Origin of the sequence: Vibrio sp. B7 (assembly GCF_963888765.1) — a bacterium.
In the GTDB taxonomy this organism is placed as follows: domain Bacteria; phylum Pseudomonadota; class Gammaproteobacteria; order Enterobacterales; family Vibrionaceae; genus Vibrio; species Vibrio anguillarum.
This window is the reverse complement of sequence record NZ_CAWPKR010000033.1, coordinates 89,888-103,501: the sequence shown is the minus strand read 5'-3', so window position 1 is coordinate 103,501 and position 13,614 is coordinate 89,888. Positions and strand designations below refer to the sequence as shown.

Sequence of the window (13,614 nt, the reverse complement as noted above, 5' to 3'; positions counted from 1 at the left end):
CTAAATCAAGTACTTGACTTAGCTTATGGTGCAAAAAAACCTAGGCCGCTAACCTAGGTTTTTTTGTTATCTTACCCACTTTTTTGGCAACACTATTATCTCGCGCACCTTGAGGACGAAAATCAAACATTGTCCGTAATTTTTTGTCTTGCAATTCTATCCTCAACGACAAAATTAAAAGCTGGAATTGTGAGTCTACCATCTCAGGTATGCACTCAATTTGTAACCCCCACTGTCTATCACGCGCACAAAATTTAGAGCTTTGTGTTTCTTTTTGCTAGCCATTAACTTTTCTATTTCAAAAACACAAGTTCACATGACATGGTATGTCAAGGCGTAACGCACAATGGGGCAAAAGTGAGCTAGAACGTTTGCCCTAACTCCAATCGATTTGATTAGAAAAAGTATAGTGCTCAGTTCAGTTTTTAATTCGAGAAACAATTAATTTCGCTCTAGCAGCTCCTCAATGTTAGTGGCAATACAGCTAATCGATTCACTGACAGCATCAATCACAAAGTCAAAAGCTCTTCCATAGCCAACGCTTAAAGTAGCTGTATCAAACCCAAGGTCTTGCAGAACATCAATCCATTTCTTAACTGCATCATGGGCATCAGCGATCCTGAGGTCGTTATTCAAGAACAGCGGCGCTAGTGCGGCAATGCGTTTTTTCCGACCCTCGGGTTCATTTTCTGATGCAAAGCAATCAATAGCTTGATGCTGTTCGTTCAAAGATTCGATGACGTTCAAAAGACTTTGCATCAACTTTAAACTGCCTAGGTTTTTCAAGTCAGCGCTTGGACACCTAGCATGGCGAAGAAGTGATTTGAGAAAACCATTTGGTTTTTATTGAAGAATTCCATGGAGACTCTTACACCGAGCCAAAAACACCTGTTGCGTCATATCTAGCGGTGCGACCTGTGCTAGTCGCATAAGAGATGTGTAATGCAACCATCCATTAGCGTCCACTTCTTCTCGACTAAAACCTGTGAGGTCTTCAGGGGAACACAGAAGTAGACCCCGATGGTTGGACACATAAGCTTATCTGTTAAAAGGAGAAGCGATGGTCTAATGCCGTTCACTTAAGGTGAGCGGCATTGTATTTTCTAGGATATCGGCTTGGCTTTTTCTTCACGACTCTAGGGAAGGCTCTTTCTCGCCTTGACTCAAGTATTAAGCTCCCACTCATTGCATAGAAGTTTTGGAGTTGCCTCGGTATGGCTCCCGGTGACGAGTAGGGAAGCCCCACTATGAGGCGCATGATATGGGCTAACGCTCCATTGAAGCTAAGTTGGTATGGCAAGTAGTCTCCATTCAACGTATTACACATCTGCACCATTTGATATCTGACTAAGTTGTATGTCAGTAGTATTCCCCAGAGCTCTTGTCTCACGAGCTCTGGGAGTCGGCTTCGCAGTGTAAGGCGGTTACCAAGCATGTATTGTTTTTGCTCTCGGTACCCCAGTTCAATTTCCCAACGGTATTCATATAAACCGACTATATCTGATTTGGGATAAAGCATAGGGTCAACCATTGAGGTGAGAACATCGTATTGCTTACCCTCTTTGACTCTCGTGATTAAACGTACCACAACCTCTTCTTCTAGCTCTGGCCATTTCTTACGCGCTTGCGGATTACTTTTCAGTTTTATCAGTTTATCTTGTCGGCCAAAAGACTGAACGACTTCATAAATCAGCCCTTTTTTCATCGGGATAAGCCAATGGCGATTGATGCCTTGCGAGCTCCATGCTTGAAGTAAACCTAGGGAGTAAAAGCCTTTGTCGAAGAGCGTTAAGCTGTTATCGGGGGTCGTTTCGATAAGCTGCTCTGCCAGCTTCATTTCATTGACGGTATAACAGTCAAAAGCACTGCCTGTGATTAAATGACTGCTCAGCTCCATCTGACAGACCATGCGCACCTGTGGATACTGTGTTTCTTTACCATCCCGATTAGTGGGCTTAGCAAACGCTTCAGCGTTATCTTTTGAGTCTTCTGTTCGCCATAAAACCCCATCAACACCCAATAACGTAAGTCCGTTCCAGTTTGGTAAGTTAGCCTGTTTGAACCAATGACTTTGCGTACACTCAAAGAGCGCTTTAGCGGCTGACTCACCAAGGTTTTTTCTTCGCTGTGTTAATGCACTTGGAGCAACAAATGGCTTACCTGTACGGTCAACAATATCGAGCATATTGACAATGTCAGCCATGGATTTATCGTTATAGATAGCCATGCCAACCAGTAACCATGCCATCGACTCTAAAGTGAGCTTTCGTTTTCTTAGAGTAACGGTATCAGTAAGCTCATAAGCACTATTGATGAGTTCAATGGGCAAGAGGTCTGCGAGTGTTTCAACTTGATTGGGTTTATAACTGTTGATGATATCGAGGGCTTGAGAAACGTGCATAAAAAAATCCGATAAACAGGGTCTATCGGATTTTTACATAAAGGTAGGATCATTCAACTGATCTGCCGATTAAAGTCTTAACTGATCGGCATTAAAGCGATGGTCCCTCCTTTTTTCGTTTTATCGGCATGAAGGGGGCAAACATAACATTGTGTGACGACCCTTATAGTTTTCTCTTTATATTCACCTGGTTTTATATTAATTGCTATTCTCAATAGGAACGTGCACCACTGTGTGCTTTGGCTAGTAAACTAAAAGGACGTCCTATGAGCCTTCCAAAATTATGCTCTTTGCAAAACGCCGATAATAAGAAATATCGTTGCAACCATGCCACTAAGCTGGCGTCTGATTATAAACCCCCACAATGTCTGTTTGAGCTATTGCCGTATGGCAATGAAACCTATGCGATTAAGAATGTGGACAATGGGGAATTCTACCAAAATCATATTCGTTCATTGGCCAGCAGTGTTAAGGGAGATGGTCAGCTTTGGACGATTGTGCCCGAGGCTGAAGGAACGTTTACGATTCAAAATGTCGAAAATGGCGAGTACATGACGAGTCATGCAGGTCAGTTACATAAGGGCAAGCCGGGGGCGAATGAGCATTGGGTAATTGAAGCACGTGAGGAGGCAAAACCTGACCTTAAGGCGTCTTTCTATGGCTTCTTGAAGAACCAAAGTAATAATGAGTATCGATGCAATCACGCCTCGCAGTTGAAGGATAAGCCAGTTGTGCCCAATTGTTTGACGAAGTTTATCCCGTACGATGACGGTACGGTAGCGATTCAAAACCAAGACAATTACGAGTTTTTCCAAAGCTCGATTCTTACGATGGCTGATCGCGTGACGTCGGATGCGCAAAAGTGGCGTTTAATTGAGGTGGACTCTGAAGAGGGCAATACATTTTATGTGAAAAATGTCCAAAATGAAGAGTACATGACCAGTAAAGCGAGTCAGCTTCACGCTGGTAAACCCGGTAAAGATGAAGTGTGGGTGATTGAACCGTTTGACTGCGCACAAACCTCGTCTTGGATGAGCAGTAATGCGGCACTTATTGGCAATAAGCCGCTCAGTGAAATTTGTCTGCCAGCGTCTCATGATTCGGGGACGTATAAGCGCACCTACCACACTCAGTATGGTACTCAAGCAGTGACAAAAACTCAGATCTTTGATATCCAAATGCAACTGATGCAAGGGGCCCGTAAGCTCGATTTGCGCCCAGCGCTTTGGAATGGTGATTTTTATACTGCTCATTACACGGACATTAGCAAGGATAGCGGTTTAGCAGCAACATTTAAGGTTGGCTTTCAAGGTGCTGCCGGAGTTGCGTTATCAGAGGCCTTAGAGCAGGTGGCGGCGTTTATTGAGAACAATCAAGGTGAACTGGTGATTTTGAAGTTCAGTCACTTTATTGATTGGGCGAAGCGTGATGATCGTAAAGATAACGGTTTGTCTGCAGAACAATCGAGGTTGTTTATCTCGATGGTTCGTGATGTTCTTGGCGCGCACCTTATCACAGGGGATGCGACGAACCTGTCGAGCTTGACGGTCAATGAGCTACTCACTAAAGGGAATGTTATTGCGCTGATGCCGAATGGTTTTGAGGGCATTGATTCGATGGCAGGGATTTGGGCGATCGATCAGTTACCTGGGGAGGGAGGTTATTCAAATACCAATGTGCTTGAGAACATGGTGGCCAATCAAGAGAAGAAGTTGACTTCTCATTCTCATGATAACAAGTCTTTTATGATGAACATCTCTTGGCAATTAACGTTGGATACTACCAACTGTATTTCTGGCGCGACCTTGGGGACTCCGACGATTTTAAGTTACGCGCAAAAGGCAAATGCGGCTTTGAGCCCGACTCTTTCTGAGTGGCTTGTCCATGGCGTGATTAATGGTACGTATTATCCGAATACGTTGCAGACGGATATCTGCTTTGAGGCGCAGACTCAGGCAGTCGCCCTTTCTCTAGCGGTTACCCGTCAGGTAGAGAGGTTACTCCATGAGCGTCAGGAGACGCTGCCAGCATAGGCTTTCTAGTGTGTGATAAACAAACCGATAGGTGAAGGCCTATCGGTTTTTTGTGTTTCAGGAAAATGATTAATGGACAGGCATCATAAACTCTAGAATTCAGCGTTCAATCTATTTTTTTCCCTATAGATCATTTAAGTCTTTTCTCATGGCATTTAGTAGAGTGAGCCGCTCCAGCAGTTTTGGACACTAAGTGAGTACAATCACTAACGAGGCGGATCAGCCTGTCGAGTGGGCATGTTTTTTTACTATGAAAAGTATGCAACATACTTTGATTAACAACCTACCTTTAGCTCTCTGATTTCACTGCGGTCGCTATAAAAACAGAACCCCACTTAAAAAGTGGGGTTCCTCAGCAATCTAAAAAGACAGCGGGCTGTCTCCTTTTTCTTTTTTACTGGTGCGGGTTTGGTACTTCAATTAGCTGAACCCTAGCTTGTTGTTTGACATCGGCCACAACTTTTCCATCCTTAATTGACAGTGCAAGGCCATAACCTTTGTATTCAGAAGACGATAAAAAGATTCCATTGTCCAGCTTCCATGAAACAGAAGTACTGTCGTGCTTACTTCCAAATAGTTCGCATGGAGGAATTCCTAAATGGTAGTCTAAGCGCAATCCGCCAGATTTGCCGTAAGGATAAAAAGCCCATGTGTAGAAATCTTTATCTTTAACATAGCTTTTTGTAGATTTGTTGATGATAGCATTGGTTACACGAGGGTCATTTTCATCCTCACATACAGAAAGGTGCAAATCGGGATTTGTCTTCTTGTCTGCATCAAAAGCCAGCCAGCCATGCCCTTCTATTTTCATTTTGTAGTATGGTCCTTTGGACTTTCCGACCATAGTTTCTTCTTGCTCAAGTATAGAAGCGCCTTCGGTAACGTTGTTCATAGTTAAATTCCTAATTATTGTTTATTGAATTGATATTTCCATCAAAATAGCTAGATTTCTACTTAGTCCTCCTTCTCTTTGTCGGTAATAATTAACTCTGAAGTCGAACCAGAACCGATAAAACTCACTAAATATGGCTGAGAGGAATAAGAGATCTGGCCTGTTTTATAAAATGGCTGCTCGGTGAAAGGCAGTTCAAGTTCTGGGTTTGTGTTATCCAAACGAACACTCATTTTACCTTTGTTCTCTTTTTCCCAGAGGTATTCAACATCTAGTACAAACTCTGGAGATTTTTCATTAATGTCCTCTACAAGAGTCCAAGAGAGCTTGAAGTCACTGGTAAAAAATTTAGATGCGCTTAATGAGCAGTCATGTGTATCCCCTGGCTTTAAAAACAAAGGGGGCATAACTCCTAATGCCGTATTGTCATCTTCGACATGAGAAAACTCGAGGAACTTCAAATAAGTGTTCTCAGTCTTGTTGGTAATTCTCATGGTGGTTGTAACGCCAGATTGGAAGTACTCTTTTGCTTCCATAGCTACTTCAAGTAGAGATTTCAGGTCCATGTCTGCCCTTTTATGATGTGCATTTGATTTCATAAAAATCATAATATAAATATCTAGGCATGTGTGACCACGTAATAGTTCATTTGTGACTATTATGGCAATCATTAACTGAAAATTTATTGAAATCACAATAATGATGTGGTCAGCACAATTCACGGTTTGACGGAATGATTGATATCTACTATCAAGACCGAAAGAGGCTGTTGCGAATGGCGTTGTTTTTTAAATCATTGAACTAATCAGCGGCAACTCGAGCGGAACCTCAGAACGAGTGACAGATGATGAGCAAAGCCGAGTACAGAACCAGCAACTGGAAGCAATACAATCAAGCTTTGATCAATAGAGTTTCTATAACCTTTTGGGTCGATGATTCAGCTATCCAGAGTTGGCACTGCAAAGAACACCATGGGAAATGAGGAACAGGGTTTACGTTTGGCCGATAGTGCCATCGATAAGAATTACTAATGAAATTTTTGACTAATTCCTAGAGGCAGGTCAGAGTAAGTATTAATTTAAATCCTCGATAACGTAAGTATATTAAAAAGTAAATGCATGTTTATGGTTAGCCATGTGGCGACAAACTTTGTCCATAAGCTAGCAATGTCTCCCAACGAACTTGCTGCATAGTGATGCAAGTAAAAATGACTAGTTGAGAACACCAGCGATGCACAGTTCTAGGAGGTTCAGTGTAGTTTCCATCGATGGAAAAGATGCACAGCATGGCAAGGAGCTACTGCAGTAAACACATCTTTGGCATGAGAAAATGTATATCAAATACTTGCCTTGACGAAAGGCAGTACGAATCTCTGTAACACCGAATGGGGCAAAGACGTGCTAGCTAAGATCGTGCTGCCACGTCTATGGACATAAACGATTTAGAATTACGGCACTAAAACGTTTCTGTCAGATTAGGAAAAGTAAGTTGAAGCCTTAGACATTTGTTATGTTCGTTTTGGCAGTTCACGCTTTGCTGATTTAATTAATTTAGGCAGATATTCTTGAACAGTGTCACGGACTGCCAATGCATGTCTAAATAGGTGAGCCGATTGAGGATTGTCAAAAGCCTCTTGCGCGGCTTCATGCACACTAAAGTTTTCTTTTTGAAGTGCGCTATTGACTGCCACTAGTAGACCATAAAACTCATCATTCATTACCAGTCTACCTGTTACTGCCAACTTCTGAACCTCTCTCATTGACTGTTCTATATTAGAACCAGAGCGACTTGTATATTCACCGCAGTGTTCTGACCGAACTTGCTCAGCCCAATACGAGATATCTTCGAGGGCAACAATGACTTTGCTGTAAAGCTCTCGTTTTTCATCCCAGATTTTTTCTTTTTTTGTTCGGGACAAAGCTAAATGAGTCCCCAATACTGCACCGACAAAACCACCCAAAAGCGGTACTACAAGTTTATATACTTCGATATCCATTTAGTCCTCTAAGAACATGGCGTCATTGGTATTCAGCCCCACCTGCGCAAGATCCCAATCAGACGCCTGATTGCTTTTAGCCTGTTCAAACTTAGCTTTGCACAATGTTAAAAAATCAGGATATATCTTCTGTAATTCTTCTTTTTCAAAAGTCTCTAGGCAGATATGAAATACATATAGAACTGGCCCTATTGTTATCGTTGAGCGGTATGCGTTAAGTTCCTTCGTATTTTTATCACCATTTACAATCAAGCCACCATGAGCAGCATACTGCTCGACCCCAAAATTTGATGATGCATGACTAAAAAATGGATCGACTTTTATCTCTAACCAAATACGGTTGAGAGAATTCCTACTAATAGCAAACTCCGCAAGTGTAGTGGGAATAGGGCCAGCCACTTCAGCGATATGGCAGCACAACAACTTGGCGAAATAACGGAATATATTCAGATAAGAATCTCCCCCCTCCAAGTAAAGTTCAGGCGAGAAGACGCTCACAGGCTCTTGATTATTCTTGACCCGCTCAGCCACTAATCCATGAAAGCGATCAAACTCTCTATCCGCCTGTTGAGTGCGTGATGTATTGCAGGTTTCACAAATTCTTACTTTGAACTTAAGATGCTTTGATTTAACGCTTTGAGCTGATTTCATAGCCCTATTTGACTCACCAGAAACTCCAACCATCAATGGCTCTTTCCCGAATTCCTTGCGCAAAGCCGCAGCCTTGATTTTATGCTCACCCGTCAAATTTTCGTAGTTACCGCACAAGCAGCACTTTGTGACGGGAAATTGCTGAAAATACACCTCGTAGCCTCCTGATGCCTAACAGTTGCTGGACAGATAATCTCTACTAGAAATTGTCCGTCAAAAATACTCTGCTTAGTTCTTTCGATCTTTCATACATCACGGATCAAGCCTGACGTAACCTAACGTTAGACAAGTAGGTCTTTTTCAATCGAACCCACAAAATTCAGACATCTTCTATCTAACACACCATAGTAAACTGAGTACATATTTAATCATTAGTCTAAGTAGGTCAACTAATGACAAAAAAACTAGTTAAGTGTTTAAGCTAGACAAGATTTGGGGCAAATTTCAGTCAGTGGCTGTACTAATAGTCTAATTGAAACGCCCTGTGCGGTCCCGTATGCAGGATGTTGTGTGAATAGAGAAGGAATACCGAAAAACTCACATCAGTTACCTATTTGTAGAGTGGATTAACTCTATAAACTTCCTGCGAGCATACTTTAAAAATCCTCGCTTCTCTTATTGTGTCCTGAAGGACATTTTTATTGCTTCACCTCTATTACTGACTATTTTGCAACCTATTGATGGATTGTATACTCTAAAAACGGATTCGATAAAAATTAAGCAAAGGGACAATAAGTGAACAATAGTAACTGGGATGATTTGAAGTTTTTCTTAGTGCTTTATGAGTCGGGCAAGGTAAGTACAGCAGCTAATAGATTGAATGTAAATTACGCGACAGTTTCGAGGCGCATAGATCGATTGGAAGATTCTTTAAAACTTAAATTATTTAACCGTACAGGCGATGGATTTAATTCAACGATTGAAGGTAAGCTTTTATACGAACGTTCGGTTGACCTAAGAGATAAAATCAACAGTCTATCCGAGTCTCTTTCGCCTGAATCGAAGTTTAATCAGAATGCCAAAATTTCTATGGTTCCGTTTTTGGCAGAACACTTCGTCATCGAAAACCTGAAGAAGTTGCACTCACGATTTCCCGAACTGAGATTTGAAATTGATACATCAAATCGAAACGTGAATATAGCTAAACAAGAAGCTGACATCGCATTACGTTTGGATCTTCCTGAAAAGGGTGAATCAATTTGTAAGAAACTAGGTGAAGTAGAGTTTGTATTGTGCGGTACAGATTACTGGATAGAACGATTGGTAAACGATGAGCCAGTCGATGTCATCACTTACACGGCAGAATTCAGTCATCTGACAGAGTGTAAATTCCTGATTGAAAAGTTCGGGACTAAGGCTATAAAACTCCAAACAGACACAATATCCGCTCAGAAGAAAGCGGCCGAGCATGGCTACGGCATTGCACTTCTACCACGACTAACACTAGGTTTAAGCTCATTGAGTTCGATTGAACCAGAAAATCCTATTACTCGCGAGATATGGATGCTCACTTCGAAGAAGACTTCAATGTCCACACCAAAGAAGCTTGTCATGGAAGAGTTGGTGAAAATGTTTAAGAATGAGCTGAAAAACTAATAAAAATGGCAGGGTATCCTGCCATTTCTTTAAAGGAGAGGTTCTTTTAGCTTTGAGCTGTTTGTACCTGGAAGCGATTTGTACTTACAGTTTTAGGCTTTGATGCTAAGCGACTGTAAATGTTGTTTAGCACTAGAACGAGGATTGTAATACCAGCGCCGTAAACCTCAGTATTCGTGATCGTTTCACCTCTGAACATGCCAATAGTGAAAGCAGTAATTGGTACCATGTTAATAAACAACACGCCGTTGATTGGGCCTAAAGTGCTTATTCCGTGGTTCCAAGAGAAAACAGCAATCACACCAGCAAATGTGATCAAGTAGATTAACTCCCATTTAACTGCTAGAACTTGGTTAAGCGACGGCGCCTGAGTGATTCCAGCGAAGTTGGTAAAACACGCAACTAATACGATGGTAAATGCACCAAAGAAACAGGACAGCGCGGTATAGCGTAGTACTGAATATCCACTTACGTAGCTCGCGCCTAATGTATACGTTACCCAACAAAACGCACCCGCAAGAATAACTAAGCTTGGTAATAAGCTGCCACCTGATAGAGCTGAAAGATCACCTTTGGTAATCACTAGTAGAACACCAAGCAAAGCAAAAACGATCGATACAATAGTGAAATTTGAAGGTCTTATTTTTTTCAGTGTCCACATCATAACAGCTGAGATTAAAGGCATCAGCGCCATAATTATCGCGCCATGTTGTGGTTTAGTGTAAGCCAGACCAGCAAAAGCTAAGATACTGAAACCTGCGAATCCAAATGAGCCAAACAACCATAGTTTGAAGAAGTCTCTGCCTGGCAATAAAGATGATAGTCCCTCTTTAGCTGCTAATATCGCTACAAATATGAGAGACGCGGTTCCATATCGAATTAAACTGATATGTACTGCATCCATTGTCGTTAAAGCGTTCTTCGCTATTGGGAACATCGCCCCCCAAGAGATAGCAGTACCTAACAAGCATAAGATTGCTATTACAAATTGTGTGAATGAAATGCTCGACGCTTTGGTTGGTTTTGATTCCGAGTTCTTTGATGGCTGAACAGTCGCTTTATTCAATATCATCTGCTTGAGCTCATCATTACGAACTTTGCCTGATGGTGAATATGGAATTGAATCGACTTGGCAAACACCTTCAAGTTTCACCTTGAGCTTTTTGCAGATGTACTTAATGTTTCTGACCAATTCGGCGTCATCAACAATAAACTCCTCGTTAATCGCATACCCACAAAGTATGGAGTTCTTTGAGACCGGTATCATCGCTACATCTTTGATTCCCGGGAGGTGTCTTACATCGTTTTCAAGTTCATAGACATTTAGTGCGCTTTCACCTTGTGCGCGGTTTCTCAGATAAATATTTCCATCAGCATCCATTTCGCCTGTCTCTGCGGTGATAAGGTATTTATCATCATCGATCACGACATATTCAGAATCTTGGTTTCCATAACCATCCATGTTCATGTAACTCGAAATAGCAATGCGTCCAACTTGATGATTTGGAAGCAGGTTACCGTTCTGATCGACCACTTTGATTTTGTTGCCATCATAAGCTCGACCAACACTTGTAGGGTTAGTGATCAAATCACATGGTTCAGCTAGTGCATTAACACCAGTCTCAGTTGTCCCATAGTACTCATGGATTACGGGGCCAAGAGCGTTGATAGCTTGAAGTTTCGCTTGTGGGTGAAAATGTTTACCACCAACAATGATGAATTTTAAATTGTTATCATTAGATGCATAACCACCTAGAGAATAATGAGTGACCACATCATTCAAAAGTGGGGGAGTCATGGCACTTGTAGTAATCCATTCACTTTTAATTAGGTTGGCCATATTAAGCGTGTCATGTGGTTTAGCGATAACGATAGTAGCGCCTAACTGCATGAATAATCGTGACCAACCACTACCGGCAGCATGATACAAAGGCATTGCAAGCAAATGAACATCTTCGGAAGAGAAGCCGTAACGCGCAGTGAAGAATGAAAATCTTCGAGCATCAAAAGACTTACTACGCACGACTGTTTTTGGTACACCAGAGGTACCTGAAGTGAATGATATACTTCTGAAAGGACGATGCTGTACTTTGATTGCTCCCGACAGATCCTCTGTATCTTCTAACAGTTCACAGAAGTTGATGCTATTCTTCAACTGACTATCTAAATCAACGATAGTCACACGCTTAGCAAGTTCCTGTAAATTGATATTATTTTCAATACAGTATGACGATGATACAACCAAAATATTGCAATTGGTTGAAGTCAACATCGACTCGATTTTCTCAGTATTCTGCGTATAGTCTATACCAGTGCATGGTATCTTTAATGAAGATGCCGCTGACATTAGGTAAACCAGTTCTAGGCAATTCGGTGAGATGTAACACATACATAGGTCGGCACGATTGTTGTCTATCTTCGAAGACAGGTTTACCGTGATTTTGTATGCCTCTCTATAAAACTCAGACCATGTGACTTTTTTGTCACCGAAAATGACGGCGTTTTTATTTCCTCGAGCAGAGGATATTCCCTTTAGTTTATCTATTGGAAGCATTATTTAATTCCCTTCAACAATTAATAGAGATGTATCGTCAAAAATTGATTGGTTAATTTTAGTTATTACGTTGTTACAAATGGTTTGTCCTGGTGTCAAAATCGGAATCCCAGGTGGATATAAAATATAGAATGAATTCGCTATATCACCGACATTGATATTTAGTAGGTTGTTTTTGGTTTTATACTTCTTGTCTATTTCACATAGAGCATTAGCCAGTAAGCCAATTAATTCATTTGAAATCCCATGATGAAGATTTAGAAGAATTGAATTATGTGAATATCTGCTAACATATATCCCATATTTATTAAATAGGATTTCTCGAATTTTAGCGCCGCTTAATAGTTTAGTGGTGCATGTTATCCATAGCTTTGTCGGGTCTTGAATTAGATATTCTTCTTCAAGAGTCAAACTAAGATATCTAAACAGGCTCAAATCGTTAATGAAGGATTTAAGGTATTCACACTGTTCACTTATTCTATTCGAGTACTGTACTGCGTATTGGTTAGCATGACTCAAAGCGAGTTCCGTACTTGCCAGAATAGGATAACTAGGAGAGGTGGAATGATTTCGAAAGTGACTACCAACAACCTTAGTTTGACAATCCTCCGAACCAAAAACATTGATTATGCTTGCTTGTCGCAATGCAAATAAGGACTTGTGAACAGAATGCGTCACTATAAAATTAACATCATATTTCTTTGAGAGAATTGAGGCGTTTTGTATTGCACTTTTCTCTTTCATCTTAGGATCAAAAGTAGACCAAGCCCCCCATGCTTCATCTATCACGATGTTCTTTATGCCTTTAGCTCTTTCACAGACAACAGGAAGAAACTCTTGTAAATCAAAACACACGCCATCATAGGTCTGACTGTTGATGATGAGGGTTGTATAGGATGTTCCAGTCTCTTCAGCTCTGACTAACGCATCAATTATGCCTTGGGTATCAGCAGAGTAGATATAAGCATCATCATTGCAAATCAGATCCTGTACATAGTTCACATCACTATTTTGAGCCTTCAATGAAAAGTATATAGATTGATGAACACCTCTTTGACATAAGACCTTATCAGATGACTTACAAATAGCTTCTATTATAATTTTGTTTGATATTGTGCTACCGCACGTAACGAACAGTGACAAGTCAGAACCATACATATCTTTCAATATATTCGCTGATTCATCTATAGCTTTACTTGGATCAGTTAAACTATCGAAAAATGGTGAGGTAAGTGATAGCTCTAGTTCTTTTACCTTAGATAACCTAGCGTTAAAATCCTCACTCACTACGACATCTTTTGTTTTTCCAAGATTTTGTATGGGTAACGCATGAAAACTCCCTTTAAGCTTTTTATTAGCATTATTTAAAGAGTTATATATTGGTAATGATATGTTGTTCATAATCCCTCCGACGTTTATGGTAAAAGTAAATTAACACATTGAATATTTATATGAAAATTTTCGCATATAGTATGTGCAATTAATATTGGT

General features: G+C 40.9%; 10 protein-coding genes and 1 pseudogene. 3 read left to right on the top strand and 8 right to left on the bottom strand.

Annotated elements, in window-relative coordinates; all coding sequences use genetic code 11:
* Positions 1-441: 441 nt before the first annotated feature.
* Positions 442-759, bottom strand: a complete 318-nt coding sequence (locus AACV32_RS10035) for a hypothetical protein (protein ID WP_170895036.1) — start codon at positions 757-759, stop codon at positions 442-444.
* 316 nt (positions 760-1,075) lie between these two features.
* Positions 1,076-2,401 (bottom strand): IS4 family transposase, encoded by a 1,326-nt coding sequence (locus AACV32_RS10030; protein WP_170908164.1) that lies wholly within the window; start codon positions 2,399-2,401, stop codon positions 1,076-1,078.
* 266 nt (positions 2,402-2,667) lie between these two features.
* On the opposite strand from AACV32_RS10030, the gene AACV32_RS10025 reads away from it, so the two are divergent.
* Positions 2,668-4,434, top strand: a complete 1,767-nt coding sequence (locus AACV32_RS10025; protein WP_170895038.1) for a hypothetical protein — start codon at positions 2,668-2,670, stop codon at positions 4,432-4,434.
* 394 nt (positions 4,435-4,828) lie between these two features.
* Here AACV32_RS10025 and AACV32_RS10020 read toward each other — a convergent pair whose 3' ends face one another.
* Both AACV32_RS10020 and AACV32_RS10015 read right to left on the bottom strand, forming a co-directional pair.
* Positions 4,829-5,326: a hypothetical protein gene (locus AACV32_RS10020; RefSeq protein WP_170895039.1), complete on the bottom strand. Its 498-nt coding sequence runs from the start codon at positions 5,324-5,326 to the stop codon at positions 4,829-4,831.
* Positions 5,327-5,388: 62 nt separating this feature from the next.
* Positions 5,389-5,892, bottom strand: a complete 504-nt coding sequence (locus tag AACV32_RS10015) for a hypothetical protein (RefSeq protein WP_103193803.1) — start codon at positions 5,890-5,892, stop codon at positions 5,389-5,391.
* A 281-nt stretch (positions 5,893-6,173) separates the two neighbouring features.
* Here AACV32_RS10015 and AACV32_RS10010 point away from each other — a divergent pair.
* Positions 6,174-6,281: pseudogene (locus AACV32_RS10010) on the top strand (IS5/IS1182 family transposase); the annotation flags it as partial.
* A 552-nt stretch (positions 6,282-6,833) separates the two neighbouring features.
* On the opposite strand, the gene AACV32_RS10005 reads toward AACV32_RS10010, so the two are convergent.
* Both AACV32_RS10005 and AACV32_RS10000 read right to left on the bottom strand, forming a co-directional pair.
* Positions 6,834-7,322: a hypothetical protein gene (locus AACV32_RS10005; RefSeq protein ID WP_170895040.1), complete on the bottom strand. Its 489-nt coding sequence runs from the start codon at positions 7,320-7,322 to the stop codon at positions 6,834-6,836.
* Positions 7,323-8,126 (bottom strand): hypothetical protein, encoded by an 804-nt coding sequence (locus AACV32_RS10000; protein WP_170895041.1) that lies wholly within the window; start codon positions 8,124-8,126, stop codon positions 7,323-7,325.
* 582 nt (positions 8,127-8,708) lie between these two features.
* On the opposite strand from AACV32_RS10000, the gene AACV32_RS09995 reads away from it, so the two are divergent.
* Positions 8,709-9,569, top strand: coding sequence for a LysR family transcriptional regulator (locus AACV32_RS09995; RefSeq protein ID WP_064626258.1), 861 nt, complete (start codon positions 8,709-8,711; stop codon positions 9,567-9,569).
* Between the two features lie 46 nt (positions 9,570-9,615).
* Here AACV32_RS09995 and AACV32_RS09990 read toward each other — a convergent pair whose 3' ends face one another.
* Positions 9,616-12,123, bottom strand: coding sequence for an AMP-binding protein (locus AACV32_RS09990; protein WP_170895042.1), 2,508 nt, complete (start codon positions 12,121-12,123; stop codon positions 9,616-9,618).
* 3 nt (positions 12,124-12,126) lie between these two features.
* On the bottom strand, positions 12,127-13,524 hold the full coding sequence (locus AACV32_RS09985; protein ID WP_170895043.1) for a lysine decarboxylase: 1,398 nt from the start codon (positions 13,522-13,524) through the stop codon (positions 12,127-12,129).
* Between the last annotated feature and the right edge of the window lie 90 nt (positions 13,525-13,614).

Excerpts from the sequence above, each read along its gene's own strand:
- AACV32_RS10005 (WP_170895040.1), bottom strand. The coding sequence starts at position 7,322 with ATGGATATCGAAGTATATAAACTTGTAGTACCGCTTTTGGGTGGTTTT.
- AACV32_RS10020 (WP_170895039.1), bottom strand. The coding sequence starts at position 5,326 with ATGAACAACGTTACCGAAGGCGCTTCTATACTTGAGCAAGAAGAAACT.
- AACV32_RS10030 (WP_170908164.1), bottom strand. The coding sequence starts at position 2,401 with ATGCACGTTTCTCAAGCCCTCGATATCATCAACAGTTATAAACCCAAT.
- AACV32_RS10035 (WP_170895036.1), bottom strand. The coding sequence starts at position 759 with ATGCAAAGTCTTTTGAACGTCATCGAATCTTTGAACGAACAGCATCAA.
- AACV32_RS10025 (WP_170895038.1), top strand. The coding sequence starts at position 2,668 with ATGAGCCTTCCAAAATTATGCTCTTTGCAAAACGCCGATAATAAGAAA.
- AACV32_RS10015 (WP_103193803.1), bottom strand. The coding sequence starts at position 5,892 with ATGGACCTGAAATCTCTACTTGAAGTAGCTATGGAAGCAAAAGAGTAC.
- AACV32_RS09985 (WP_170895043.1), bottom strand. The coding sequence starts at position 13,524 with ATGAACAACATATCATTACCAATATATAACTCTTTAAATAATGCTAAT.
- AACV32_RS09990 (WP_170895042.1), bottom strand. The coding sequence starts at position 12,123 with ATGCTTCCAATAGATAAACTAAAGGGAATATCCTCTGCTCGAGGAAAT.